Source organism: Cellulomonas wangsupingiae (assembly GCF_024508275.1).
Lineage (GTDB): Bacteria > Actinomycetota > Actinomycetes > Actinomycetales > Cellulomonadaceae > Cellulomonas > Cellulomonas wangsupingiae.
Window position 1 is genome coordinate 1,923,668 of record NZ_CP101989.1, and the last position, 26,374, is coordinate 1,950,041.

Genomic DNA, 26,374 nt, shown 5'->3' on the forward strand with positions numbered 1-26,374 from the left:
GACGGACCCGGCACGAAGGAGGCCCAGGTGGGGCTGCTCGAACGCATCTCGTCGCCGCAGGACGTGCGTCGGCTCACGACGCAGCAGGTCGACGCGCTCGCGGAGGAGGTCCGCGCGTTCCTCGTCGACCAGGTCTCGCGCACGGGTGGTCACCTCGGCCCCAACCTCGGGGTCGTCGAGCTGTCCATCGCGCTGCACCGCGTCTTCGACTCCCCGCGCGACACGATCGTGTTCGACACCGGCCACCAGGCCTACGTGCACAAGCTGCTCACCGGGCGGCACGACTTCTCCTCCCTGCGGCGCCGCGGGGGGATGTCCGGGTACCCCAGCCGGGCCGAGTCCGAGCACGACGTCGTCGAGAACTCGCACGCGTCGACGGCGCTGTCGTGGGCCGACGGCATCGCCAAGGCGCGCGAGCTGCGCGGCGAGGCCGACCGGCACACGGTCGCCGTCATCGGTGACGGCGCCCTGACCGGCGGGATGGCCTGGGAGGCGCTCAACAACATCGCCGCGGGCGTCGACCGGCGCCTCGTCGTGGTGGTCAACGACAACGGGCGGTCCTACGCGCCCACGATCGGCGGGCTCGCCCAGCACCTGGACTCGCTGCGGACCACGCAGGGGTACGAGTCGGTGCTGACGTGGGGCAAGACCACGCTGCGCCGCTCCGGCCCTCCCGGGCGCCTGGCGTACGAGGCGCTGCACGGCCTGAAGAAGGGCATCAAGGACGTCGTCGCGCCGCAGGGCATGTTCGAGGACCTCGGCCTGAAGTACGTCGGCCCCGTCGACGGGCACGACGAGCAGGCGGTCGAGCGCGCGCTGCGCCGCGCGCGCGCCTTCGGCGGCCCCGTCATCGTGCACGTCATCACGGAGAAGGGCCGGGGCTACACGCCGGCCGAGCAGGACGTCGCCGACCGGTTCCACGCGGTCGGGCAGATCCATCCCGAGACCGGGCTGCCGCTGGCGCCGTCGCGCTTCGGCTGGACCAGCGTCTTCGCGGACGAGATCGTGCGCATCGGCCGGCGCCGCCCGGACGTCGTGGCGATCACGGCCGCCATGCTGCAGCCGGTGGGCCTCGCACCGTTCGCCGCCGAGTTCCCCGAGCGGGTCTTCGACGTGGGGATCGCCGAGCAGCACGCGGCGACGTCGGCCGCCGGCATGGCGTACGCGGGCCTGCACCCGGTCGTGGCGCTGTACGCCACGTTCCTCAACCGCGCGTTCGACCAGGTGCTCATGGACGTCGCGCTGCACCGCGCCGGCGTCACGTTCGTCCTCGACCGCGCCGGCATCACCGGCGACGACGGCGCGAGCCACAACGGCATGTGGGACCTGGCGATGCTGTCCATCGTGCCCGGGCTACGCCTCGCGGCGCCCCGTGACGAGCCGACGCTGCGCGCCGCGCTGCGTCAGGCGGTCGACATCGACGACGCCCCGAGCGTCGTGCGGTACCCGAAGGGCTCGATGGGCGACCCGATCCCGGCGCTCGAGGACGTCGACGGGGTCGACGTGCTCGCGCGGCACGAGGGCGAGGGTGCGCGCGTGCTCGTCGTCGGGATCGGCGCGATGGCCGGCACCGCGCTCGCGGTGGGGGAGCTGCTCGCCGCGCACGGCGCGGCGGTGACGGTCGTCGACCCGCGCTGGGCGCTGCCCGTGCCCGCCGCGCTCGTCAAGCTCGCAGGGGAGCACGACCACGTCGTGACGCTCGAGGACGGGCTCGTCGACGGCGGTGCGGGTGCTCTCCTGGGCCAGCGCGCCCGGGAGGCGAACGTCCCGACGCCCGTGCAGTCGTTCGGGGTGCCGGCCGTGTTCCTGCAGCACGCGTCGCGTGACGAGGTGATCGACGAGCTGCGGCTGAAGCCCCACGACGTCGCGGGAGACGTGCTCGCCGCGCTGGGTGCGCGGCGCTGAGCGCGCGGGTGTGGCGCGGGTCACCGGTGCCGTCCGGGCGCGGGGACCGAGGTCCCAAGACATCCCATCATTTCTTCCGTAGCGTCGTGTTCATCGACCCCGACCCAGGGAGAGCCTGATGACCATCACCGCCGCACCCAGCGACCGCAGCGACACCGCCGTACCCGCGGCCTGGGAGGGCTTCGTCACCGGACCGTGGACCGACCAGGTCGACGTCCGCGACTTCATCCAGCGCAACTACACGCCGTACACCGGTGACTCGAGCTTCCTCACCGGCCCCACGGCCCGCACCACGGGCATCTGGGACCGGCTCTGCGAGATGTTCCCCGCCGAGCGCGAGAAGGGCGTGTACGACGTCGACGCCTCCACGCCGTCGACCATCACCGCGCACGCCCCCGGCTACATCGACGAGGCCAACGAGGTCATCGTCGGCCTGCAGACCGACGCCCCCCTGAAGCGCGCGATCATGCCCAACGGCGGGTGGCGCATGGTGCAGACGTCGCTCGAGACGTACGGGTACGAGGCGCCGCAGGAGATCGTCGACATCTACACGAAGTACCGCAAGACCCACAACGACGGGGTCTTCGACGTGTACCCCCCGAACGTGCGCGCCGCGCGCTCGTCCCACATCATCACGGGCCTGCCCGACGCGTACGGCCGCGGCCGCATCATCGGCGACTACCGCCGCGTCGCGCTGTACGGCGTCGACCAGCTCATCGCCGCCAAGAAGCTCGAGAAGGCGTCGCTCGACATGGAGCGCTCGGTCGAGGACGTCATCCGCGACCGCGAGGAGCTCAGCGAGCAGATCCGCGCGCTGAACGAGCTCAAGACGATGGCCGCGTCCTACGGCTACGACATCTCCCAGCCGGCCACCAACGCCCGCGAGGCCGTGCAGTGGCTGTACTTCGGCTACCTGGCCGCGGTGAAGGAGCAGAACGGCGCCGCGATGTCGCTGGGCCGCACCTCGACGTTCCTCGACGTGTACCTGCAGCGGGACCTCGAGTCCGGCCTCCTGACCGAGGAGCAGGCGCAGGAGATCATCGACGACTTCGTCATCAAGCTGCGCATCGTCCGGTTCCTGCGCACCCCCGAGTACGACGAGCTCTTCTCCGGCGACCCGACGTGGGTCACGGAGTCGATCGGCGGCATCGGCGAGGACGGGCGGCCGCTGGTCACCAAGACGTCGTTCCGCTTCCTGCAGACCCTGTACAACCTGGGCCCGGCCCCCGAGCCGAACATGACCGTGTTCTGGAGCGAGCGCCTGCCCGAGGGCTTCAAGCGGTACTGCGCCCAGGTGTCGATCGACACGTCGGCCGTGCAGTACGAGTCCGACGAGCTCATCCGTGCCTCGTGGGGCGACGACGCGGCCATCGCGTGCTGCGTGTCCCCGATGCGCGTGGGCAAGCAGATGCAGTTCTTCGGTGCCCGCGTCAACATCGGCAAGGCCCTGCTGTACGCCATCAACGGCGGCCGCGACGAGATCACCGGCAAGCAGGTCGCGCCGGTCAGCGCACCGGTCCAGGGCGACGTGCTCGACTACGACGACGTGCTGGCGAAGTTCGACAAGACGCTCGACTGGCTCGCCGAGACCTACGTCGACGCGCTCAACTGCGTGCACTACATGCACGACAAGTACGCCTACGAGCGCATCGAGATGGCGCTGCACGACCGGACGGTCCTGCGGACGCTCGCGTGCGGCATCGCCGGCCTGTCGGTCGTCACCGACTCGCTGTCCGCGATCAAGTACGCCAAGGTCACGCCGCTGCGGACCGCGGACGGCCTGGTCACCGAGTACGCCGTCGAGGGCGACTACCCGACGTACGGCAACGACGACGACCGTGCGGACGACATCGCGGTGTGGATCGTGCGGCGCTTCATGGAGAAGATCCGCGCGCTGCCGACGTACCGCAACGCGCTGCACACGCAGTCGGTGCTGACGATCACGTCGAACGTCGTCTACGGGAAGAACACCGGGTCGACGCCCGACGGGCGCAAGCTCGGCGAGCCGTTCGCCCCGGGCGCCAACCCGATGAACGGTCGCGACACGCACGGCATGCTCGCCTCGGCGCTGTCCGTGGCCAAGCTCCCGTACTCCGAGGCGCAGGACGGCATCTCGCTGACCTCGTCGATCGTGCCCGCCGGGCTCGGCCGCACGAAGGACGAGCAGGTGACGAACCTCGTCGGTCTGCTGGACGCCTACGTGCTGTCCTCCGGCTACCACATGAACGTCAACGTGCTGAACCGCGAGACGCTCGTGGACGCCATGGAGAACCCGGAGAAGTACCCCCAGCTGACGATCCGCGTCTCGGGCTACGCCGTGAACTTCGTGCGGCTCACCCGCGAGCAGCAGCTCGACGTGCTGTCCCGCACCTTCCACGGCGCGGTCTGACCCCGTGACCCCGGCCCGGCGCTGCGAGCGCCGGGCCGGGGTCGCACACCCTGCACCACCGACCCGTGCGAGGCACCGATGAGCAGCACCGCCACCGAGCAGACCGGCGCGCCGGTCGTCCCGCTCGGCATGCCGCTGATCGGGGGATCGCACACCCGCACGCAGGGTCACGGGACCGCCGGCCTCGAGGCCACCGAGGCCGAGCGCGGTGAGCGCCTCGCGGCCGTGCGCGAGGGCCGGCTGGGTTCCGTGCACTCGTGGGAGCTGGTCACAGCCGTGGACGGTCCCGGCACGCGCCTGACGATCTTCCTGTCCGGGTGCCCGCTGCGGTGCCTGTACTGCCACAACCCCGACACGATGGAGATGCGGCGCGGCACCGACGTCACCGCCGACGAGCTCCTCACCCGCATCGCGCGCTACCGCGGGGTCTTCAAGGCGACCGGCGGGGGGATCACCATCTCCGGTGGTGAGCCGCTCATGCAGCCGGCGTTCGTGCGGCGGCTGGTCCGCGGTGCCGCCGCCATGGACGTGCCGGTCGCGATCGACACGTCGGGGTTCCTCGGGGCCCAGGCCACCGACGAGATGCTCGACGACGTCTCCCTGGTGCTGCTCGACGTGAAGTCGGGGCTGCCCGAGACGTACAAGCGCGCCACGGGCCGCGAGCTGCAGCCGACGCTCGACTTCGGCCGTCGGCTCGCCGCACGCGGCAACCGGATGTGGATCCGGTTCGTGCTCGTGCCGGGCCTGACCGACGCCCCCGAGAACGTCGAGGCCGTCGCGGACTACGTCGCCTCGCTGGGTGAGGCCGTCGAGCGCGTCGAGGTCCTGCCGTTCCACCAGATGGGCCGCGACAAGTGGGCGGACCTTGGCATGCGCTACGAGCTGGAGGACACCGAGCCCCCGTCGCCCGAGGCCACCGAGGCGGTCCGCGACGTCTTCCGCGCCCGAGGCCTCACCACCTTCTGACCCCCCACCCGGGGCGCGAGAGCACGATCCAGTCGCCCCACCCCCGGGCGTGAGAGCACGATCCAGTCGCCCCACCCCCGGGCGTGAGAGTGCGATCCGGTCGCCCCCACACCCCGGGCGTGAGAGTGCAATCCGGCTCACCACTGCTGACGAGCCAGCACGGTGCCCTCGAAGCCGATGAGGCCGGCCACGGTCCGCTCGAGGTCGTTGCGACGTCCCAGGACATCTCCCCGGTGCACCCCGATGACGGTCCATCCGAACCGTCGCGTCAGGTCCTGTCGTCGCCGCTCGTCGGCGACGACCTGGGCGTGGGTCGCGTGGTGGAACTCCTCACCGTCGTACTCGATCCCGACGCGCTTCTCCGGGTACCCCAGGTCGAGCCGGTAGACCTCCCGTCCGGTCGCGTCGCGGATGCTGATCTGTGACGTCGGCCGGGGCAGCTCGGCCTCGACGAGGCGTAGCCGGAGCCACGACTCGCCGGCGGACTCGGTGGCGGGCACGCAGTGCTCGAGCACGAACCGAGCGCGCGCGATGTTCCGCGCACCGGCGAGTGCCCGGGTGCGCGTCCGGAGGGCGGCCGGGTCGACGTGACCCTGGTGCGCGTAGGCGTCGACGGCGGCCAGCGCGAGGTGGCGCGGCGAGTAGCGAGCCAGGTCGAGGGCGGTCCGGGCGGGGGTCGTGGCAGGGACCCCGTGCACGACCGCGACGTCGTCACGCGGGACGTCGCTGACCCAGGAGCGTTGCCCCGCACGCCGTACGCGGGACGTGCCAGTCGGCACGACGCACTGGAGCGACGGCGGACGCAGGTGCAGGCCGGGTGCCCGCGCGTCGATCCCGTGCAGCCAGGCCGCGGTCTCGCGGCAGACCGCGCCGCCCGGGGGCAGCACCATGCCGATCGCGCGTGCCCGGACCACGGGGTCGTCCAGCACCGAGCGGCGCACCAGCACGCTGCGGAACAGCTGCACGAACTCCCCGGACCGCTCCATGCGGTGGATGGCGGCCCAGGACGTCCCGCCGGCGCGGAGCGCCCTCATGTCCACCGCCGCCGCTGTCGCCATGGGGCGACGATCTCGTCCGGACATCGCGTGCTGGCGCCGGACGTCACGATCTGTGGACGGCGCGGCCGGGGAGGTGCCTGTGGTCGGCCCACGCCGCACCCGAATGCCCTCGCCGGCGAGGCTGCAACGCTCTCCCACGCGTGGGGTGTGCCCGCCGCCCGGGCGTGAGAGAGCAATCCAGTGCGCGGTGGGGTGACTGGATTGCACTCTCGCGTGTGGGCTGTGCCCGCTGCCAGGGGTGAGAGAGCAATCCAGTCCGTGGTGGGCTGACTGGATTGCACTCTCGCGTGGGGGGTGTGGTCGCTGCCCGGGCGTGAGAGAGCAATCCAGTACCGGTGGGGTGACTGGATTGCTCTCTCGGCGGGAGGGGGTGGGGGTCAGGGGGTGGGGGCGTTGGCCAGGCCGTCGGGGAGGAGGCGGCGTCCGAGGACCCGGTCGCTGTAGCCCGTGCGGTCCAGGTAGGGCGTGATGCCGCCGAGGTGGAAGCCCCACCCGGCGCCCAGGATCATGCACAGGTCGATCTGCTGGGGCGTGGTCACGACGCCCTCGTCGAGCATGTGGCCGATCTCCACGGTCAGCGCCGTCAGGACGGCGTCCAGCACGCCGGCCTCGTCGAGCGGGGTGCCGTCGACGGGGGCCTCGCGGGCTGCGTCGAACACGGCCTGCACGGCCGGGTCGACGCGCTTGGGCAGTCCCTTGGCGGGCGCGGGCGTGACGACGCGCGTCCCTTCGGCGACCAGCTTCTCGAGGCCGGGGGAGCGCGGGAAGCGGTCGCCCAGGTCCTCGCGCAGCGACGTCAGGACGTGCAGCCCGACGGCGGGTCCGACGAGGTCGAACAGCTCGAACGGGGGCATCGGCAGCCCGAGGGGGTCCAGCGCGCGGTCGGCCACCTCGACCGGCGTCCCGTGCTCGACCGCGTCGACGATGATCCCGAGCAGCAGCACCAGCAGCCGGTTGACCACGAAGCCGGGCCGGTCCTTCACCAGGACCGCGGTCTTGCGCAGCCGGCCGGCGACCGCGAACCCGGTCGCCAGGGCCTCGTCCGACGTGCGCTCGGCCTGCACGACCTCGACGAGCGGCATCGCGGCCACCGGGTTGAAGAAGTGCAGCCCGACCACGCGCTCGGGGTGCTGCAGGTCCGCGGCCATGCGCGTGACGGACAGCGCGGAGGTGTTCGTCGCGAGGACCGTGTCGGGCGCGACGACGCCCTCGAGCTCGGCGAACACGCGCTTCTTGAGCTCGAGCACCTCGGTGACCGCCTCGATGACGAGGTCGCAGCCCGCGAAGACGCCGATGTCGGTGGACCCGGAGACCTGGGCGGCGATGCGTGCGCCGGCGTCGGACGACATGCGGCCGGACCGCACCAGCCGCTCGACGGTCGACCGGACGGCGTCCAGCCCTTGCTGGACCCGGGCCTCGTCGAGGTCCCGCATGACGACGGGCACCCCGAGCCGCTGGGCGAACAGCAGCGCGATCTGCGCGGCCATGAGGCCCGCCCCCACGACTCCGACGCGCGTGACGGGGCGCGCGAGCGACGCGTCCGGGGCGCCCGTCGGGCGCTTGCCGCCCTGCACGAGCCCGAACGCGTACACGCTGGCCCGCATCTCGTCGCTCATGATGAGGTCGGCCAGCGCCTCGTCCTCGGCGGCGAACGCCGTGTCCCTGTCGGCGTCGCGGGCGGCGGCCATGAGGTCGAGCGCACGGGACGGCGCGGGTCGCGAGCCGTGCACCACGGCGTCGAGCCGTGCACGCGCGGCGCCGACGGCGGCCTCCCACGTGGCGGCGTCGTCCAGGGGCCGACGCGGCACGTCGACCTCGCCGCGCAGGACGCCCGCCGCCCACCTGATCGACTCCTCGAGGAAGTCCGCGGGTGCGAGCACCGCGTCGACCAGGCCGATCGCGGCGGCCTGCTGCGCCGTGAACGGCTTGTTCGCCGCCGGCCGGGTGAGCACGACGTCGATCGCTGCCTCGATGCCCACGAGGCGCGGGACGAGGTAGGCCCCGCCCCAACCGGGGACCAGGCCCAGCCCGGTCTCGGGCAGCGCGAGCGCGCGGACGTCGGCCGCCGCCGTGCGGTAGTCGCAGTTGAGCGCGACCTCGAACCCGCCGCCGAGGGCGACGCCGTTGACGAAAGCGAACGTCGGCACGCCGAGCTCGCCCAGGAGCCGGTACGCCTCGTGCCCGCCGCGGCCCAGGCCCAGCGCCTCGTCGCGGGTCCGGACCGTCGCGACCTGCGTGAGGTCGGCGCCCGCCGCGAGGAAGTACGGCTTGCCCGTCACGGCCAGCGCAGCGATCTCGCCCGCACGTGCCCGGTCACGCTGTGCGCGCAGCACCGCGGTGAGCTCGGCGATGCCCTGGGGGCCGAGCGTCGTCGGCTTGGTGTGGTCCAGCCCGTTGTCGAGGGTGACGAGGGCGAGGGTGCCCAGGCCGCCGGGCAGCGGGACGTCCCGGACCAGGGAGCGCGTGACGCGCTCGGGGCGCGGTGCGGGCGTGCTCATCGTGCGGCCTCCTCGGCGTCGTAGCGGGGGTTCTCCCAGATGACGGTGCCGCCCTGGCCCAGTCCGACGCACATCGTCGTCAGGCCGTAGCGCACCTCGGGGTGCTCGTCGAACTGCCGCGCGAGCTGGGTCATGAGCCGCACGCCGGACGACGCGAGCGGGTGCCCGACCGCGATCGCGCCGCCGTAGGGGTTGACGCGCGGGTCGTCGTCGGCGATCCCGAACGCGTCCAGGAAGGACAGCACCTGGACCGCGAACGCCTCGTTGATCTCGAACAGCCCGATGTCGTCGATCGTCAGGCCGGCGCGGTCGAGCGCCTTGTGCGTGGCGGGCACGGGCCCCAGGCCCATCACCTCGGGCTCGACACCGGCGTACGCGAACGACACCAGACGCATGCGCACGGGCAGGCCGAGCTCGTCGGCGACCTCCTCGGCGGCCAGCAGGCAGGACGCCGCGCCGTCCGTCAGCGGCGCGGACGTGCCCGCGGTGACGCGGCCCCCGGGCCGGAAGGGTGTGGGCAGGCCGGCGATCGCCTCGACGGTCGTCCCGGGTCGCGGCGGCTCGTCGGCGGTGGCCAGGCCCCAGCCGTGCTCGGGGTCGCGCAGCGCCACGGGCACCAGGTCCGGCTCGATGCGTCCCGACGCGAGCGCCGCGGCGTACTTCTCCTGGCTGGCCACGCCGTAGGCGTCGGCGCGCTCGCGGGTCAGGTGCGGGAAGCGGTCGTGCAGGTTCTCGGCGGTGACGCCCATGTTGAGCGCGTCGGCGGCGACGAGCCGCTCCGCGAGGAACCGCGGGTTGGGGTCGGCGTCGAACCCCATGGGGTGGTGGCCCATGTGCTCCACGCCTCCCGCGAACGTGACGTCCTGGGCGCCGACGCCGATCGCGGCGGCGGTGGTCGTCACGGCCGTCATCGCGCCGGCGCACATGCGGTCGATCGCGAAGCCGGGGACCGTGGGCGGCAGGCCGGCGAGCATCGCCACCGTCCGCCCGAGCGTGAGCCCCTGGTCGCCCTGCTGCGTCGTCGCGGCGAGCGCGACGTCGTCGACACGTTCCGGCGGCAGCCCGGGGTGACGGCGGAGAAGCTCGCGGACGGTCTTCACGGCGAGGTCGTCGGCGCGCGTGTGGGCGTACAGGCCGTCCTTGCGGGCGCGGCCGAACGGGGTGCGGACCCCGTCGACGAACACGACGCGGCGTGCGGCGGGTACGCGCGCGTCGACGGGACGGGACGGGCTCGGCATCTGTCCTCCAGGGGGACGGCGGTGTCCGGGGGAGCGCGCCGGTGGCGCGGTCGCGTGTCGGGACCATGGTCCCTGGACGCGCCAAGTTACTCAAGAGTAACAGCGGACGAGACGCAGATCACAGCGCCGCCCGCGCAGGGTCAGGACGCCGCCAGGGCCGCCGTCAGGCGGTCGGCGAGCAGCTCCACCTGCCACGCCCGCGCACCGCCCTCGCCGAGGGTCCGGGCCACGGACGCGGCGTCCAGCGGACGCGGCGGGGACCAGCACAGACGACGCAGGAGGTCGGGCTGCAGCAGGTTCTCCACCGGTACGGAGTGCTCGGTCGACAGCTCGGCCACGAGCTCGCGCGCCGCGGCGAGCCGCCGGGCCGCGGCAGGGTCGCGGTCCGGCCACACGCGGGCCGGGGGCGGCCCGTCCGACGCGGGGCCGCGCGTGGCCGGCAGCTCGGCGTCGGGCAGGGCCATCGCGCGGTCGATGGCCGCCTGCCACAGCGCCGCACGCCGCCGGGTGCCCTTGCCGGCGAAGGACGGCAGCGCGACGAGCTGCCCGACGGTCCGCGGCAGCGCCTGTGCCGCCGCCACGATCGCCGCGTCGGGGAGCACGCGGCCGGGGGAGATGTCCCGCTCGCGGGCGTTGCGGTCGCGCGTCGCGTACAGCTCGCGGACCACGGCCAGCTTGCGCGCGTCGCGCACGTTGTGGAGCCCGGAGACGCGCCGCCACGGCTCGACGCGCGGTGCGGGCGGCGGCGCGTTGCGCACGGCCTCGAACTCCTGCCGCGCCCACTCGGCCTTGCCCGACACGGCCAGCCGCTCGGCCAGGACCTGCCGCACCTCGACGAGCACCTCGACGTCGAGCGCCGCGTACCGCAGCCACTCCGCCGGGAGCGGCCGGGTGGACCAGTCGACGGCCGAGTGCTCCTTGGCCAGCCCCAGGCCGAGCGTGTCGGCGACGACCGCCGCCAGGCCGACGCGCTCCATGCCCAGCAGGCGTGCGGCGAGCTCGGTGTCGAAGATCCGCGAGGGCCGCATGCCCTGCTCGGCGAGGCCCGGCAGGTCCTGCGACGCCGCGTGCAGGACCCACTCGACCCCCACGAGCGCCTCGGACAGCGCCGACAGGTCGGGCACCGCGATCGGGTCGATCAGCGCCGTCCCGGCGTTCTCGCGCCGCAGCTGCACGAGGTAGGTGCGCTGCCCGTACCGGTAGCCCGAGGCGCGCTCGGCGTCGACGGCGACAGGACCCGTGCCCGCGGCGAACGCCGCCACGGTCGCGGCCAGGTCCGCCTCGGTCGCGACGACCGGCGGCACGCCGTCGGCCGGCTCGACCAGCGGGACGATCGCGGGCGCGCTCGCCTCCGGGTGCTCGTCCGCACCCGGGGTGCCCTGCGACGCCTCGGCCTCCATGACAACCACCGTAGGCGACGCGAGCGGCACGTCCGTGCAGCCCGGCTGCGCGTCGTGCGTCGTGCATCGGTCGGCGTTCGCCACCCCGGGTCGACGGGTGCGGGCGGCGCGGTCAGTCGATGAGGCCGTGACGGATCGAGATCGCGACGAGCTCCGCGCGGTCGCCCGTGCCCAGCTTGCGCGAGATCCGTGCGAGGTGGCTCTTGACCGTCAGCGCCGACAGCCCGAGCTCCTCACCGATCAGGCGGTTGGTGCGACCCTCGGCGACGCGCGACAGGACGCTGAGCTCCCGCGCGCTGAGCTCGGAGGTGGGCAGGGCCGGCACCGGCACGGGGCGGACCTGCGCGGCTGCGCCGCTCGCGTCGGTCGTGCTGGCGACGCCGCCGCGCAGCCCGCCGGCGAGCAGCGCGCGCAGCTCGCCACGCCCCGCGCGGCGTGCGAGGACGACGACGCGGTGGGCACCCCGGCGGCGCAGGGCACGCACGAGCGTGTCCCCCTCGCCGTCGGCGATCTGCGTGACGACGACGCACATCGGCTGCCGCGAGGGGGTCGGCGGCACGCGCCGCGACGTGGGGACGGCCGCGACGCCGGGCGCACGGCGGCCCGGGAGGTCGCGGACGTCGCGTCGGAGAGGCTCGATGGTCACGTCCGGTGCATCGGCAGCCGCTCGGGCCGACTTGAGCCGGGGTGCCACGGGCGGTCAGCGGCGGGGGAGCGGGACGACGCCCTCGGGCAGCGGGGGGAGCCCCGCAGCGGTGCACAGCAGCGTCGACCAGGCGGCGAGGTGCGGGCCGAGCTGCTCGTCCCACGCCGTCCACGACGCGCGGATCTCGAGCTCGGTCTGCTCCTCGCGACGGTCGAGCGCCCCGAAGCTCTGGGACAGCACGCGCGTCACCGTCCCACCGGCGGCGTGGGGGTCGACGCCCGCGGACTCGAGCGCGTCGTGGAACCACGACCAGGCCACCTCGGCGAGCAGCGGGTCGGCCCCGACCTCGGCCTCGAGCGTCGCGCGCACGAGCGTGACGAGCCGGAACGAGCCCTCCCACGCCTCCTGGCCCTCGGGGTCGTACAGCACGACGAACCGGCCCGACGCGAGGTCGTCGGCCGCCACGGAACGCCGCGCCGTGCGGATCTCGGCCGTGAGCGCGGCCGAGAACGGCGCGATGCGCGCCGGGCCCGGTACCTCGTCGAGCACGACCTCGGGGCGCACGGCCACGGTGCGCAGCGAGCGCAGGGCACGGACGAACTCGGCAGGCACGTCCTCGGGTCCGGCAGGGGTCACGCGGTGAGCGTACGGGCGGGCCGCCCGTCTCGGTCTCCGGCACGCCGACGGCTCCGGCCACCACGCGCACTAGGCTCGACGACGCATCCGCACGCGCCGCGCGCAGGTGCCGGCCGCAGCACCGGGCACGGCACCGTTCCGCGGTCCGTGCCCATCCGCACGAATGGAGCGCACCTGTGATGTCAGTCCCGTCGTCGGACGTCGGTACCGCGCAGATCGGTGTCACCGGGTTGGCGGTGATGGGCCGCAACCTGGCGCGCAACTTCGCCCGGCACGGTTACACGGTCGCGATCCACAACCGCACCTACGCACGCACGCAGTCGCTGGTCGCCGAGCACGGCGGCGACGGCACGTTCCTGCCGTCGGAGTCGATGGCGGACTTCGTCGCGTCGCTCGCGCGCCCGCGCAAGGTCGTCGTCATGGTGCAGGCCGGTGGCCCCACCGACGCCGTCATCAACGAGCTGGTGCCGTTGCTGGAGCCCGGTGACATCGTCGTCGACGCCGGCAACGCGCACTTCCCGGACACCGTCCGGCGCGAGGCCGCGCTGCGCGAGGTCGGGCTGCACTTCGTCGGCACGGGCGTGTCCGGGGGCGAGGAGGGTGCGCTGAACGGGCCCTCGATCATGCCGGGCGGCACGAAGGAGTCGTACGAGTCCCTCGGCCCCATCCTCGAGGCGATCTCCGCCAAGGTCGACGGCGTGCCGTGCTGCACGCACGTGGGCCCCGACGGCGCCGGCCACTTCGTCAAGATGGTCCACAACGGCATCGAGTACGCCGACATGCAGCTCATCGCGGAGGCGTACGACCTGCTGCGGCACGGGCTGGGCGCCACCGCGCCGGAGATCGGCGAGGTCTTCGCCGCGTGGAACACCGGTGACCTCGAGTCGTACCTCATCGAGGTGACCGCCGAGGTGCTCGGGCACACGGACGCGGCGACGGGGCGGCCCTTCGTCGACGTCGTCGCCGACGCGGCGGAGCAGAAGGGCACCGGCCGCTGGACGGTGCAGAACGCGCTCGACCTGGGCGTGCCGATCACCGGGATCGCCGAGGCGACGTTCGCCCGTGCGCTGTCCGGCTCGGCGCCGCAGCGCGCCGCGGCCCGCGGCGTCCTGCCGGCTGACACGCTCGGGTGGAACGTGCCCGAGCCCGGCGCGTTCATCGAGGACGTCCGGCTCGCGCTGTACGCGTCGAAGGTCGTGGCGTACTCCCAGGGCTTCGACCAGATCGCGGCGGCCAGCGCCCAGTTCGGCTGGGACATCGACCGCGGGGCGATGGCACGCATCTGGCGCGGCGGCTGCATCATCCGCGCGAAGTTCCTCGACCGCATCACGCAGGCGTACGAGCGCGACGCCCACCTGCCCCTGCTGCTCGCCGACCCGTACTTCACGGCTGCCGTCGCCAACGGCGTGGCCGCCTGGCGTCGGGTGGTGGCGGCCGCGGCCGTGCACGGTGTGCCGACGCCCGCGTTCTCGTCGTCGCTGGCGTACTACGACGGCGTGCGCGCCGAGCGCCTGCCCGCCAACCTCATCCAGGCGCAGCGCGACTTCTTCGGTGCGCACACCTACCGGCGCACGGACCGCGACGGCGTCTTCCACACGGACTGGTCCGGCGACCGCGCCGAGCAGACCTGGTGACGCGCGCCACGGGGGCCCAGGTGCCCGTCGCAGGGCTGCAGCCGGTCATCCTCGGCGGCGACGTCGGCGCGTACTCGCTGGCGCGGACGTTCCACGAGGCGTACGGCGTGCGTCCCGTCGTGGTGTCGTCGGTCTCGACGGGGCTCGTGCGGCACTCGCGCATCCTCGAGAACGTGGTGGAGCCGGGGATCGACGACGGCCCCACGGTCGTGCGTCGGCTGCGCGCGATCGCGGAGCAGCACCCGGGCACGACCCGGGTGCTGCTCGGCAGCGCGGACTGGCTCGTGCGCACGATCGTGGAGAACCGGGCGCAGCTCGAGGACCTCTATACGATCCCGTACGTCGACGTGGCGACCCTCGACAAGGTGACCGACAAGGTGCTGTTCGGCGAGCTGTGCGCCGAGCTCGGCATCGACCACCCCGCGACGGTCGTGCACGACGTGCAGGCCGGTGGCACGCCCGACACGTCGGCGCTGCGGTTCCCGGTCATCGCGAAGGCGGCCGACACGGCCGCCTACCACCTCGTGGAGTTCCCCGGGAAGAAGAAGGTCTTCACGGTCGACACGCCCGCCGAGCTCGCCGACCTGCTCAGGCGCGTGCGCGCCTCGGGGTACCAGGGGCGGTTCGTCGTCCAGGACCTGATCCCCGGTGACGACTCCGGCATGCGGATCCTCACCTGCTACAGCGACGCCGCGGGCAAGGTGCGGTTCTCCGCGTTCGGCCACGTGCTGCTCGAGGAGCACACGCCGGGCGCCCTGGGCAACCCCGCCGGCATCATCACGGGTCACGACGAGCAGATCGTGGCGCAGGCGGTCCGCCTCCTGGAGCACCTCGGCTGGACGGGGTACGCCAACTTCGACCTGAAGTACGACCCGCGCGACGGGCGGACGGTGTTCTTCGAGCTCAACCCGCGGCTGGGACGCTCGAACTTCTACATCACCGCGGGCGGCCGCAACACGGCCGAGCTCTACGTGCGCGAGCACGTGCAGGGTCTGGACCCCCTGCCGGACGGCGCGGCGGACCACCTCACCCAGCCGCACCTGTACACGGTCCTGCCGCGGTGGCTGCTGCGGCGCTACGTCGCCGATCCCGCGCTGCGCGCCCGCACCCGGGCGCTGGGGCGGGCCGGCCGTGCGACGAACCCCTTGTGGTACCGCGCCGAGACGGATCCGCGGCGCCTGGCGTACCTCGCGGTCGCCCAGGCCAACCAGGTGCGCAAGTACCGGCGGTACTACCCCCGGGGCGACGCGTGAGCGACGCGCCGGCGACGGGCCGGGTCGAGGTCGGTGTCATCGGCGGTGTGGGGCCCGCCGCCACCGTGTGCTTCCTCGACCTGGTCGTGCGGCACACGGCGGCGGAGCGCGACCAGGACCACGTCGACATGGTCGTGCTGCAGCACGCGGCGATCCCCGACCGGACGGACTACATCCTGGGCCGCTCGCAGGAGGACCCGGGTCCCGTCATGGCGGCCGACGCCCGGCGCCTGGCAGGGCTCGGTGTCGGGTTCGTCGTGGTGCCGTGCAACACGGCGCACCACTTCACGGACGAGGTCGCGGCGGCCGTCGACGTGCCGGTGCTCAGCATCGTCGACGAGACCGCCGACGAGGTGGCCGCGCGCCCGGGCGTCGCACGCGTGGGCGTCCTCGCGACGAGCGGCACGCTGGCCGCGCACGTGTACCAGCGTGCGTTCGAGGACCGCGGCCTCGGGACGCTGGTGCCCGACGACGCCGACCAGGACACCGTCATGGGCATCATCTACGACCAGGTGAAGGCCGGCCGGCCCGCCGACGTGGCGAGCCTGCACGCCGTGGCCGAGCGCCTGCGCGCGCGGGGGGCCGACGTCGTCGTGCTGGGCTGCACCGAGCTGTCGGTCGTCGCTGCCGCCCACGGCCTGCTCGCCGACGACCGGTACGTCGACTCCCTCGACGTGCTCGCGCGTCGCACCGTCGAGCGCGCCGGCCACCGCCTGCGCTGATGTCGCGCGTCCGCGCGGGCGGTGCCCGGCCGGGACGTCAGCCGAGCCGGCTGGTCCCGGAGTAGAGGTGGAGCACCGGCACGTGCAGCTCGTCGCGGGCCCGCGACGCCCAGTCGGTGTGGAACGTGTCCTCCACCGCGTGCGGGTACGTCACCACGACGATCTCCCGCACACCGCCGCCGGCCACGGCGCTGCGCAGCGCCGGCAGCGGGTCGTCCTCGGTGATCTCGCCCGTGGCCTGCCGGCCCGCGGCGGCGAACGCCGCGACGCTCCCGGCGATCTGCTCGGCCGCGGTCTGGCGCGCCTGCGTGCGGTCCGGCTCGTGGCCCGTGGCGCGATTCCACGCCTCGCGCAGCTCGCCGAGGCTCAGCGCGTCGACGATCCACGGGATGAGCGGGCGGTCGGTGTCCGCCGGCACGAGCACGCGGTACGCGATCTCGTCGCCGGGGTGCAGGTCCACGATCTGCCGGACGTCGGAGTCGGCCAGGGTGTCCTCGGTGAGGACCAGGATGGTGTCGTTCACGCCCCTGAGCCTACGGGTGGGCGCAGGTCCCAGCAGGTCAGGAGGGTGTCGTCGGGCGCGCGCAGCAGGTGGCGCAGGCGTGCGGGCCGGGGTGGGTCGAGCGGGCCGGCACCCGCGGCGGCGCGCGGCGCCGCGCCGGCCAGCAGCAGCGGGGAGGTCGTCAGGCACAGCTCGTCGACGAGGTCGGCCGCCAGCAGGTCCGCCAGCAGGCGCGGGCCGCCCTCGGCCTGCACGTGGCCGAGGCCGCGGGCGGCCAGGACGTCCAGCGCGGCCGCCAGGTCGGGGGAGCCCGGGTCGTCGTCGCGCGGCACGGCGACCACCCGGTCGGCGGGCAGCTGGGCGCGGGCGCGCTCGGCGCCCGCGGCCCCCGTGACGACGACGACGTCCAGCGCCCCGTGGAGCACCTCCCGGGGGACGTGTCCGCGCCGCGTGACGATCGCCAGGACGAGCGCGGGCGCCCGGCCGGCGGCCGCACGCGCACCGCGCAGGTGGTCGACCACGGGCAGCTCGCGGTAGCCCTCGGCCCGCACGGTCCCGGCGCCGACGAGCACGACGTCGGCGAGCGCGCGCAGCACCGCGAAGACGCGGCGGTCGGCCGGCGTGCCGAGCGAGCCCGACCGGCCGTCGGGCCCACAGGCCGCGCCGTCGACGCTCGCGACCATGGTGGCCGTCACGTGCCGTGCCGGACGACCGCGCCCGAGGAGCGCGACGAGGTCGGGCTCGCCGGGGAGATGCCGGAAGGTCCGCGGCACGCCGGGGAGCAGCAGGTCGAGGGGCGGCGCGTCGGTCGGCACGTCCCCAGGCTAGGGCGGGGCGGGGTGCGAGCCCGCACGCGCCCGGTCACGTGCGGCCGATGCCCCAGCGCTGCTCCAGGAGGCGGCTGCCGTGAGCGGTGACGTCGAGGCCGCGCCCCGAGCGGTGCCGCACGACCCACCCGGCGGCGAGGAACCGCGCGCCGACCGCGGCGCCGAGCGCCCCCGCGAGGTGCGGCCTGCGTTCCGTCCAGTCGAGGCACGCCCGGGTCGTGGGGCGGCGTGCCCGCGCGGCGCCGTCGACGTCGACCCCGAGGCCTCGCAGGCCGTCGGCACCCGAGGGGGCCAGGGCGAGCTGGTCGGGCCCGACGAGCCACCCGGCCTGCACCCACGCGTCGGTGAGCGCCACGCCCAGCCGGCCCGCGAGGTGGTCGTAGCAGAGTCGCGCCGCGGCGAGGTGCTCCGCCTGGCGGGAGCGTCGCAGGCCGGCGACGGGCAGGGGCGACGCGATCGCACCGAGCGCCTCGAGCGCGCTCGCGACCTCGGGTCCGGCGAGCGCGTAGTACCGGTGCCGCCCGTGCGCCTCGGCGGTGACCAGACCCGTCTCGACGAGCACGGCGAGGTGCTCGGAGGCCGTCGAGGGGCGCACCCCGGCGGCGGCAGCGAGCTCGCCGGCGGGACGGCGCGCGCCGTCCAGCAGCAGGTTGACCATGACGGATCGCGCCGGCGCGCCCAGCGCCCGCCCGAGCGACGTCAGGTCACGGTCCCGGCCCACGAGGGGAACCTACGTCACGGACGTCTCGGGCAGCACCGAGACGTCACGGTCCTAGCGTCGCGGCATGAGCGATCACACCTACAGCACCCACCTGCGGTGGGAGGGGTCGACCGGCGCGGGCGTCGCCGGCTACGCCCGGGAGCACGTCGCGGCGGCGCCGCCGGCCGGGGAGGTGCCGCTGAGCGCCGACCCGGCCTTCCGGGGGACCGCCGGGCGGCTCAACCCCGAGCAGCTCGTCGTCATGGCTGCCTCGTCGTGCCAGCTGCTCTCGTTCCTGGCCGTCGCGGCGCGTGCCGGCGTCGACGTGCTGGCGTACGTCGACGACGCGACGAGCCACCTCGACCTGGCCGCCGCCCCGCCCCGCCTCGCCACGGTCCGCCTCGCGACGACCGTGACGGTCGCCGCGGGGACCGACGCGGCCCGGGTCCGTCACCTCGCCGAGCGGGCGCATCGCGAGTGCTTCGTGGCCGCCAGCCTCGCCGTCCCCGTCGAGGTCACGACACGGGTGCGGTACGCATGAGCGGCCGCTCGCAGGACCTCGAGGTGGTGCTGCCGGCGCGGCGCGACGCGTGGGCAGAGCTCGGTGAGGTGCTCGGCCTCGCCGGCGTCTGCCTCGAGGGCGGGGGTGTCGTCACGCACGCCGGTGCGGCGGTCGCCCACTACCTCGTGGACGACGGGCCGCTGGCGCTGCGTGCGCTCGCCCGTGCGGGGTTCGACGCCGTCACGGTCCGCGACGTCGTGACGACGCGGGTGTCCCAGGGGGTGCCGGGAAGCCTGGGTGCCCTGGCGCGGCGCCTCGCCGAGGCCGGCGTGGACGTCGCGGTCCAGTACAGCGACCACGCCGGCAACCTCGTGCTGGTCGTGGCGGACGAGGACCTCGAGCGGTGCCGCCGGGTCCTGACCGCGGACGGCACGACCGTCGTCTGACGCCCGGACCGCGCCGGTGCGCCCTGCACCGCCTACCGTGGGCTGGACGTGGCCGCCGCGCGGGGCACGCGCCGAGCAGGGCGCGGGGGACGGTCCGACGAGGGGGTCCGGGCATGGCGACGTCCCCACGGGGGATGACGACGACCGCGCTGCTGCTCCTGACCGCCGCCGCCGGGGTCGGGGACGCCGTCGGCTACCTCGCGCTCGGCTCCGTCTTCACCGGCAACATGACCGGCAACGTGCTGTTCCTGGGCTTCGCGCTCGTGGGGGAGCCGCACGTCCCGCTGCTCGGCACGGTGGTCGCGCTCGGCGCGTTCGTCGTCGGTGCGGTGGTCGCCGGTCGCGCCGTCCCGCGCTCCACGGCGTCCGTCGTGCCGCGGGCCACGCTCGGTGCCCTCGTCGTCGTCACGGCTGCCGGTGCCGTGCTCTGCGCGGTGTGGCTCGCGCGGCCGGACCCCGGCCGTCCCGCGCTGCTGGTGGTCACCGGTGTGCTCGCCGCGCTGTCGGGCGCGCAGGCGGCAGCCGTCAGACCGGTCGGCAACGCGGACATCACCACCGTCGTGGTGACCAGCACCCTGGTCAACCTCGCTCGGGACGGACGCCCGGCCGGAAGGGCGGCGCGACTGGCACGGGCCGACCGTGTGCTCGCCGTGCTCGCCGTCGCGGCGGGTGCGGCGCTCGGAGCAGTTCTCGTCCGCGGGGTGTCGACGTCCGCGGCGCTCGCGGCCGTCGTCGTGCTGCGGGCGGCGGCTGTCGCGTCGTTGCTGGCGGCGCGACGGCGCCAGCAGCGGCAGGCTGCGACCGAGGGGCGTGCGTCGACGACGTGAGGGGACGGCCCGGCGGTCAGGCCGTGGTCGCGACGTCCGTCCCCACGGCGAGCGTGGCGGGCAGGCTCGCGACGCCGCCCACCACCACGACCGCGGGGTTGCGCACCCCGACCTCCAGCGCACGGAGCGCGATGTCGCCCACCGTCGCCAGCGTGGTGCGCTGCGTCGGCAGGGTGCCGTCCTCGACGACCGCGGCGGGGGTCGCCGGGTCGAGCCCGTGCGCCACGAGACGGGCCATGTGCTCGCCGAGGCGGCCCACGCCCATGAGCAGGACGAGCGTGCCGCGCAGGCGTGCCAGCGTCTGCCAGTCGGTCTCGGCGTCGTGCGCGGAGACGATCGTGACCTGGCGGGCGACGTCGCGGTGCGTGACGGGGATGCCGGCCGCGCCGGGCACCGCGATCGCGCTGGTCACGCCGGGCACGACGTCGACCGCCACGCCCGCGGCACGGCAGGCGGCGACCTCCTCGCCGCCGCGGCCGAGGACGAAGGGGTCCCCGCCCTTGAGTCGCACGACGCGCTGCCCGGCACGGGCGCGCTCGACGAGGAGCCGGTTGATCTCGTCCTGCGTCAGGGTGTGCGCGTGCGGTGCCTTGCCGGCCTCGACCACCTCGACGCCCGGCTCGAGCTCGTCGAGCAGCGCCCGAGGTGCGAGCCGGTCGACGACCACGACGTCCGCCTCGGCGAGCGCGCGGCGGCCGCGCGTCGTGATCAGCCCGGGGTCGCCGGGCCCGCCACCCACGAGCGTGACCCGGCCGGCGCCCGCACGACGACGGCGCAGCGGCAGCACGCCGGTGTCGAGCTGGACCTGCAGCGCCGACCGCAGCGCGAGGGCGCGGCGGGGGTCGCCGCCCGCGGTGACGGTCACGAGGACGTCCCCGGCGCGGGCGACGGCCGGGGTCCACGCGGACGACCGGGCGGCGTCGTCGGCGCGTACGCACCACGTGCGGGTCGCCTCGGCGTCGGCTGCGACGGTGTCGTCGGTGCGGCGCTCGCCGGTCGCGGTGTGGACGAGCCAGGCGCCGTCGAGGTCACCGGCGGCGTACTCGCGGGCGCGCCACGTGACGGCCGACGCCGCCGCCAGCTCGGCCAGCTCCTCGCACAGGGCCGGGGCGACGACGTGCACGTCCGCGCCGTCCGCGAGCAGGTGGCGGGCGCGGCGTGCCGCGACGGGCCCGCCGCCGACCACGACGACCCGGCGGCCGGTCACGTCGAGGAGCAGGGGGTGGCGCGCGCTCATATCCCGGCCCCTGCGAGCCAGTCGTCGTCGGCGCGCACCGGCGCGAGCCGGTCCAGGAGGGTCGGGCCGATGAGGCCCGCCGCCAGGGTGCTGCCGTCGGCCGGGTCGACCACGAGGAAGCCGCCCGTGCGGCGGTGGGTCGCGTAGTCGTCGAGGACGACGGGCTCGGCGAGCCGCAGCCGCACGCGGCCGATCGCGTTGAGGCCGAGCGAGCGGGGCGCCGCCTCGGCGGACGTGTCGGTCGCGTCGATCGTGTGCCGCGTGTCGACCGCGTCCCACTGCTCGACCGTGAGGGTGTCGACGTCCAGGCGCGCGTCCACCTCCCGCAGCAGCCCGCGGACCGTGCGGGTGCCGACGCGCACGAGCACGCGGGCGCCCGGTACGGAGCGCCGCTCGGTGAGCCAGCAGACCGTCCCGACGAGGTCCTGCCCGGTGGCGACCTGCTCGTCCGCCGGCACCAGCACGTCGCCGCGGGCGACGTCGAGGTCGTCGGCCAGCCGCACGGTGACCGAGCGCGGTGCGTCGGCCGCGGCGAGCGGTCCGTCGAACGTGTCGAGGCCGACGACGCGGCTGGTGCGGCCCGACGGCAGCACGCGCACGTCGTCCCCGACCCGCACGACGCCCGAGGCCACCTTGCCGGCGTAGCCCCGGTAGTCGGGGTGCTCGGGGGTGCGGGGCCGGATGACGTACTGCACCGGCAGGCGCAGCGGCTCGACGGCCGCGTCGCGGGCCACGGGCACGGACTCCAGCAGCTCGAGCAGCGTCGGGCCGTCGTACCAGGGGGTGCGTCCGGACCGCTCGACGACGTTGTCCCCGTCGAGCGCCGACAGCGGGACGGCGTGCACCGTCGGCAGCCCGAGCACGCGCGCGTAGTCGGCGAACTGCGTGGCGATCGACCGGAACGTGCTCTCGTCGAAGTCGACGAGGTCCATCTTGTTGACCGCCAGCACGACGTGCGGGACGCGCAGCAGCGCCGTCAGCGCGGCGTGCCGCCGGGTCTGCTCGAGCACCCCCTTGCGCGCGTCCACCAGGACGATCGCGAGCTCCGCGGTGGACGCCCCGGTCACCATGTTGCGGGTGTACTGGACGTGCCCGGGGGTGTCGGCCAGCACGAACGCGCGCCGCGCGGTCGAGAAGTACCGGTACGCGACGTCGATCGTGATGCCCTGCTCGCGCTCGGCCCGCAGTCCGTCGGTGAGCAGCGCCAGGTCGACGCCGGACCCCTCGCCGCCCCGCGCGGCGGTCGCCCGCTCGACGGCCGACAGCTGGTCGGCGAGGACCGACTTCGTGTCGTAGAGCAGGCGACCGATGAGGGTGCTCTTGCCGTCGTCGACGGAGCCGGCGGTCGCCAGGCGCAGCAGGTCGCGCCGCGTGTGGTCGCCGGGCGTGCCCGCGGGTGCGGCCGGTGCCTGCCGGGTGAGTCCGGCGGGTGTGTGCGTGCCCATCAGAAGTACCCCTCGCGCTTGCGGTCCTCCATGGCGGCCTCGGAGGCCCGGTCGTCCGCTCGCGTCGCGCCGCGCTCGGTCAGCCGGCTCGCGGCGACCTCGGCGATGACGTCCGCGACGTCACCGGCCGTCGAGTCGACGGCGCCGGTGCAGCTCATGTCGCCGACGGTGCGGTAGCGCACCCGGCGGCGACGGACCTGCTCGTCCGGACGCGGGCCGCCCCAGCTGCCCGCCGTCAGCCACATCCCGTCGCGGGCGAAGACGTCGCGCTCGTGGGTGAAGTAGATCGCGGGCAGCTCGATGCGCTCGCGCTCGATGTACCGCCACACGTCGAGCTCGGTCCAGTTCGACAGCGGGAACACGCGCACGTGCTCGCCGGGCCGGTGGCGGCCGTTGTACAGGTCCCACAGCTCGGGGCGCTGCCTGCGCGGGTCCCACTGCCCGAACTCGTCGCGCAGCGAGAACATCCGCTCCTTGGCGCGGGCCTTCTCCTCGTCGCGCCGGCCGCCGCCGAACACGGCGTCGAAACGGTGGGCGGTGATCGCGTCGAGCAGCGGGACGGTCTGCAGCGGGTTGCGCGACCCGCCCGGCAGCTCGACGACCCGGCCGTCGTCGATGGCCTCCTGGACGCTCGCGACGACGAGGCGCAGGCCCAGGTCGGCGACCACGCGGTCGCGGTACTCGATCACCTCGGGGAAGTTGTGGCCGGTGTCCACGTGCATGACGGGGAACGGCACCGGGGCGGGCCAGAACGCCTTGCGGGCGAGGTGCAGCATGACGATCGAGTCCTTGCCGCCGGAGAACAGCAGCACCGGCCGCTCGAACTCGCCGGCGACCTCGCGCATCACGTGGATGCCCTCGGACTCCAGCGCGTCGAGCTGCGTCAGGCGCGCCGGTCCCGCGGCGGTCGCCGGGGTGTCGGTGGGGAGCGTCGTGGTCATGTGTGCAGCCCGCATTCCGTCTTGTTCGTCCCTGCCCAGCGCCCGGCGCGCGGGTCCTCACCCGGTGCGACCGCCCGCGTGCACGGTGCGCAGCCGATCGACGCGTACCCGAGCTCGCGCAGCGGGTTGAGCACCACGTGGTGCTCCGCGACGTACGCGTCCACGTCGTCGCGCGTCCACGCGGCCAGCGGGTTGAGCTTGACCTTCGACCGCTTGGCGTCCCACCCGACCACCGCGATGTCGGTGCGCGTCGGGGCGTCCTCCCGGCGCATGCCCGTGACCCACGCCGTGTACGGCGCGAGCGCCCGCTCGAGCGGCTCGACCTTGCGCAGGGCGCAGCACAGGTTCGGATCCCGCTCGTGCAGCCGCGGTCCGTGCTCGGCGTCCTGCTCGGCGACGGTGCGCAGCGGAAGCACCGTGCGCAGCCGGACGTCGGTGAAGTCCGCGTAGTAGTCCCGCGTGCCGATCGTCTCGGCGAAGTGGTAGCCGGTGTCGAGGAACACGACGTCGATGCCCGGTGCCGCCTTCGCGGCGAGGTCGACCAGCACCTCGTCGCCCATGGACGACGCGAGCACCAGGTCCGTGCCGAAGACGTCGCGCGCCCAGCGCAGCACGTCGGCCGGGTGGGAGCCCTCGAGGTCGCGTCCCGCCTGCTCGGCGAGCGCGCGCAGCCGGTCGGGGGACAGGTCGGCCACGGCCGGGGTGAGCGTGCTCACGGCGCACCGACCAGGCCGATGAAGCGCAGCGCGAACGCACGCGCGCAGGTCCGGCACTCCCACTGCCCGTGCGTCTGGCCAGCCGGCCACAGGTCCTCGCCGGCGCAGAACGGGCAGTAGTACGGCACGGCCCGCTGCGCGGAGCCCTCGCTCATCGCAGGTCCTCCTCGTCCGCCCGGTGGACCCACTGCGCGAAGACCTCGCCCGGGCCCCGCTGCTCGTCGAAGCGGCGCGTGACGCGCTCGACGTAGTCGGGCAGCTCCGAGGCGGGCACCCGCAGGCCGCGCAGCGTCTTGCCCAGCCCGCTGGTGAGGCCCAGCCCGCCGCCGAGGTGCACCTGGTAGCCCTCCTCGCCCCCGGCCAGCGCGCCCTTGAGGCCGATGTCGGCGGTCTGGATGCGGGCGCACGAGTTCGGGCAGCCGTTGACGTTGATCGTCAGCGGCTGGTCGAACGTCGGCAGGCGCCGCTCGAGCTCGTCGACGAGGGCCGTGGCCCGGCCCTTGGTCTCGACGATGGCGAGCTTGCAGAACTCGATGCCGGTGCACGCGAGCGTCCCGCGGCGGAACGTCGAGGCCGTCCGCACCCGCAGACCCAGGGACTCCAGGCCGTCGACGAGCGCGTCGACGCGGTGCGGCTCGACGTCCAGGACGACGAGCTTCTGTTCGGTCGTCAGCTGCAGCCGGTCGGACCCGGCCTCCTCCACGAGGTCGGCGAGCGCCGTGAGCACCGGGCCCGAGACGCGCCCGACGGCGGGCGCCGCGCCCACGTAGAGCCGCCCGTCCTTCTGCGGGTGGACGCCGACGTGGTCCCGGTTGCCCGTGGGCGGCGGTGGCGGGGCGGGCCCGTCGGGCAGCGCGTGGCCCAGGTACTCGGTCTCGAGGACCTGGCGGAACACCTCGGGTCCCCAGTCGGCGAGCAGGAACTTCAGGCGGGCGCGGGCGCGCAGGCGGCGGTAGCCGTAGTCCCGGAAGATCCCCACGACCCCGCACCACACGTCCGGCACCTGCTCGAGGGTCACGAACGCGCCGAGCCGCTTGCCGAGCATCGGGTTCGTCGACAGGGCGCCGCCCACCCACAGGTCGAAGCCGGGCCCGAGCTCGGGGTGCACGACGCCGACGAACGCGACGTCGTTGATCTCGTGGGCGACGTCCTGGTGCGGGGACCCGCTGATGGCCGTCTTGAACTTGCGCGGCAGGTTGGAGAAGGCGGGGTCGCCGATGTAGCGGTCCCGGATGACCTCGATCGCGGGCGTGCCGTCGATGATCTCGTCAGCGGCGACCCCGGCGACGGGGGACCCGATGATGACGCGGGGCACGTCGCCGCACGCCTCCTGCGTGGTCAGGCCCACGGACTCCAGGCGCCGCCAGATCTCCGGCACGTCCTCGATGCGGATCCAGTGCAGCTGGATGTTCTGCCGGTCGGTGATGTCCGCGGTGTCCCGGCCGAACTCCTGGGAGATGCCGGCGACCGTGCGCAGCTGGCGCAGGTTCAGGGTGCCGCCGTCGCAGCGCACCCGGAGCATGAAGTACTCGTCCTCGAGCTCGTGCGGCTCGAGGGTGGCGGTGCGCCCGCCGTCGATCCCCGGGCGCCGCTGGGTGTACAGGCCCCACCAGCGCATGCGTCCGCGCAGGTCGTCACCGGGGATGGACGCGAAGCCCTCGCGGGCGTACACGGTCTCGATGCGGTGGCGGACGTTGAGGCCGTCGTCCTCCTGCTTGAGCTGCTCGTTGGCGTTGAGCGGCTCGCGCTGGTCGAAGGCCCACTGGCCCTCGGGGCGCCGGGCCGGCTCGACGACGGGGGTGCGTGACGTGGTCTGCGCCATGGGGCGCCACCTCCGGGGTGCTGGGGGGCGTGCTCACGCGTCCGCGCACGACGGCGACGTCGTG

24 protein-coding genes are annotated in these 26,374 nt (G+C 74.6%); 9 read left to right on the forward strand and 15 right to left on the reverse strand.

Going from position 1 to position 26,374, the window contains the following annotated elements:
- The first annotated feature begins 27 nt into the window (after positions 1-27).
- From dxs to pflA, 3 genes are all read left to right on the forward strand, one after another.
- The gene (gene dxs, locus NP075_RS08910; RefSeq protein ID WP_227562850.1) at positions 28-1,905 is read left to right on the forward strand and encodes a 1-deoxy-D-xylulose-5-phosphate synthase; all 1,878 of its coding nucleotides are present in this window, start codon (positions 28-30) and stop codon (positions 1,903-1,905) included.
- 118 nt (positions 1,906-2,023) lie between these two features.
- Entirely contained in the window at positions 2,024-4,294 is a 2,271-nt protein-coding gene (gene pflB, locus NP075_RS08915) for a formate C-acetyltransferase (RefSeq protein ID WP_227562851.1), read from the forward strand.
- A gap of 78 nt (positions 4,295-4,372) precedes the next feature.
- The gene (gene pflA / locus NP075_RS08920) at positions 4,373-5,260 is read left to right on the forward strand and encodes a pyruvate formate-lyase-activating protein (RefSeq protein ID WP_227562852.1); all 888 of its coding nucleotides are present in this window, start codon (positions 4,373-4,375) and stop codon (positions 5,258-5,260) included.
- 137 nt (positions 5,261-5,397) lie between these two features.
- On the opposite strand, the gene NP075_RS08925 is transcribed toward pflA, so the two are convergent.
- The 6 genes from NP075_RS08925 to NP075_RS08950 form a co-directional block, all read right to left on the reverse strand.
- Positions 5,398-6,318, reverse strand: coding sequence for a type IV toxin-antitoxin system AbiEi family antitoxin (locus NP075_RS08925; RefSeq protein WP_227562853.1), 921 nt, complete (start codon positions 6,316-6,318; stop codon positions 5,398-5,400).
- Between the two features lie 377 nt (positions 6,319-6,695).
- Entirely contained in the window at positions 6,696-8,816 is a 2,121-nt protein-coding gene (locus NP075_RS08930; protein ID WP_256791740.1) for a 3-hydroxyacyl-CoA dehydrogenase NAD-binding domain-containing protein, read from the reverse strand.
- On the reverse strand, positions 8,813-10,054 hold the full coding sequence (locus NP075_RS08935; protein WP_227562854.1) for a thiolase family protein: 1,242 nt from the start codon (positions 10,052-10,054) through the stop codon (positions 8,813-8,815). Before NP075_RS08935 ends, NP075_RS08930 begins: the two co-directional genes overlap by 4 nt.
- A gap of 140 nt (positions 10,055-10,194) precedes the next feature.
- A complete protein-coding gene (locus tag NP075_RS08940; RefSeq protein WP_227562855.1) occupies positions 10,195-11,454 on the reverse strand; it encodes an HRDC domain-containing protein in 1,260 nt (419 codons plus the stop codon).
- A gap of 112 nt (positions 11,455-11,566) precedes the next feature.
- Positions 11,567-12,100, reverse strand: a complete 534-nt coding sequence (locus tag NP075_RS08945) for a helix-turn-helix transcriptional regulator (RefSeq protein ID WP_227562856.1) — start codon at positions 12,098-12,100, stop codon at positions 11,567-11,569.
- 54 nt (positions 12,101-12,154) lie between these two features.
- A complete protein-coding gene (locus NP075_RS08950; protein ID WP_227562857.1) occupies positions 12,155-12,736 on the reverse strand; it encodes a DUF3000 domain-containing protein in 582 nt (193 codons plus the stop codon).
- Positions 12,737-12,915: 179 nt separating this feature from the next.
- Here NP075_RS08950 and gndA point away from each other — a divergent pair, with 179 nt between their 5' ends.
- From gndA to cuyB, 3 genes are read left to right on the forward strand one after another with little or no spacing between them, the layout of a single operon-like run.
- Positions 12,916-14,370 (forward strand): NADP-dependent phosphogluconate dehydrogenase, encoded by a 1,455-nt coding sequence (gndA, locus tag NP075_RS08955; protein WP_227562858.1) that lies wholly within the window; start codon positions 12,916-12,918, stop codon positions 14,368-14,370.
- Positions 14,367-15,623 (forward strand): carboxylate--amine ligase, encoded by a 1,257-nt coding sequence (locus tag NP075_RS08960; protein WP_227562859.1) that lies wholly within the window; start codon positions 14,367-14,369, stop codon positions 15,621-15,623. Before gndA ends, NP075_RS08960 begins: the two co-directional genes overlap by 4 nt.
- Positions 15,620-16,345, forward strand: coding sequence for a cysteate racemase (cuyB, locus tag NP075_RS08965; RefSeq protein ID WP_227562860.1), 726 nt, complete (start codon positions 15,620-15,622; stop codon positions 16,343-16,345). The genes NP075_RS08960 and cuyB overlap by 4 nt, the downstream gene beginning before the upstream one ends.
- A 37-nt stretch (positions 16,346-16,382) precedes the next feature.
- Here the strand turns inward: cuyB and NP075_RS08970 are convergent, their stop codons facing one another.
- The 3 genes from NP075_RS08970 to NP075_RS08980 are packed head-to-tail and all read right to left on the reverse strand — an operon-like array spanning position 16,383 to position 18,395.
- Complete coding sequence (locus tag NP075_RS08970) at positions 16,383-16,868, reverse strand: hypothetical protein (RefSeq protein ID WP_227562861.1); 486 nt, start codon at positions 16,866-16,868, stop codon at positions 16,383-16,385.
- Positions 16,865-17,662, reverse strand: a complete 798-nt coding sequence (locus NP075_RS08975) for a dihydrofolate reductase family protein (RefSeq protein ID WP_227562862.1) — start codon at positions 17,660-17,662, stop codon at positions 16,865-16,867. Before NP075_RS08975 ends, NP075_RS08970 begins: the two co-directional genes overlap by 4 nt.
- Before the next feature lie 46 nt (positions 17,663-17,708).
- Positions 17,709-18,395, reverse strand: coding sequence for an ArsR/SmtB family transcription factor (locus NP075_RS08980; protein WP_227562863.1), 687 nt, complete (start codon positions 18,393-18,395; stop codon positions 17,709-17,711).
- A 64-nt stretch (positions 18,396-18,459) separates the two neighbouring features.
- Between NP075_RS08980 and NP075_RS08985 the strand changes: the two genes are divergently transcribed.
- From NP075_RS08985 to NP075_RS08995, 3 genes are all read left to right on the forward strand, one after another.
- Positions 18,460-18,915, forward strand: coding sequence for an OsmC family protein (locus NP075_RS08985; RefSeq protein ID WP_227562864.1), 456 nt, complete (start codon positions 18,460-18,462; stop codon positions 18,913-18,915).
- Positions 18,912-19,322 carry a hypothetical protein gene (locus NP075_RS08990; RefSeq protein ID WP_227562865.1) on the forward strand — a complete coding sequence of 137 codons (411 nt, stop codon included), beginning with the start codon at positions 18,912-18,914 and terminating at the stop codon, positions 19,320-19,322. The genes NP075_RS08985 and NP075_RS08990 overlap by 4 nt, the downstream gene beginning before the upstream one ends.
- A 113-nt stretch (positions 19,323-19,435) precedes the next feature.
- Complete coding sequence (locus tag NP075_RS08995) at positions 19,436-20,149, forward strand: YoaK family protein (protein ID WP_227562866.1); 714 nt, start codon at positions 19,436-19,438, stop codon at positions 20,147-20,149.
- A gap of 16 nt (positions 20,150-20,165) precedes the next feature.
- Here NP075_RS08995 and cobA read toward each other — a convergent pair whose 3' ends face one another.
- Genes cobA through NP075_RS09025 form a run of 6 tightly spaced genes read right to left on the reverse strand, consistent with a single transcriptional unit; the run spans position 20,166 to position 26,310 of the window.
- A complete protein-coding gene (gene cobA / locus NP075_RS09000; RefSeq protein WP_227562867.1) occupies positions 20,166-21,386 on the reverse strand; it encodes a uroporphyrinogen-III C-methyltransferase in 1,221 nt (406 codons plus the stop codon).
- On the reverse strand, positions 21,383-22,831 hold the full coding sequence (locus NP075_RS09005) for a sulfate adenylyltransferase subunit 1 (protein ID WP_227562868.1): 1,449 nt from the start codon (positions 22,829-22,831) through the stop codon (positions 21,383-21,385). The genes cobA and NP075_RS09005 overlap by 4 nt, the downstream gene beginning before the upstream one ends.
- Positions 22,831-23,772, reverse strand: a complete 942-nt coding sequence (gene cysD / locus NP075_RS09010) for a sulfate adenylyltransferase subunit CysD (protein ID WP_227562869.1) — start codon at positions 23,770-23,772, stop codon at positions 22,831-22,833. The genes NP075_RS09005 and cysD overlap by 1 nt, the downstream gene beginning before the upstream one ends.
- Complete coding sequence (locus tag NP075_RS09015) at positions 23,769-24,488, reverse strand: phosphoadenylyl-sulfate reductase (RefSeq protein WP_227562870.1); 720 nt, start codon at positions 24,486-24,488, stop codon at positions 23,769-23,771. The genes cysD and NP075_RS09015 overlap by 4 nt, the downstream gene beginning before the upstream one ends.
- Positions 24,485-24,643 carry a hypothetical protein gene (locus NP075_RS09020; protein WP_227562871.1) on the reverse strand — a complete coding sequence of 53 codons (159 nt, stop codon included), beginning with the start codon at positions 24,641-24,643 and terminating at the stop codon, positions 24,485-24,487. The genes NP075_RS09015 and NP075_RS09020 overlap by 4 nt, the downstream gene beginning before the upstream one ends.
- A complete protein-coding gene (locus tag NP075_RS09025) occupies positions 24,640-26,310 on the reverse strand; it encodes a nitrite/sulfite reductase (RefSeq protein ID WP_227562872.1) in 1,671 nt (556 codons plus the stop codon). Before NP075_RS09025 ends, NP075_RS09020 begins: the two co-directional genes overlap by 4 nt.
- Positions 26,311-26,374: the final 64 nt, after the last annotated feature.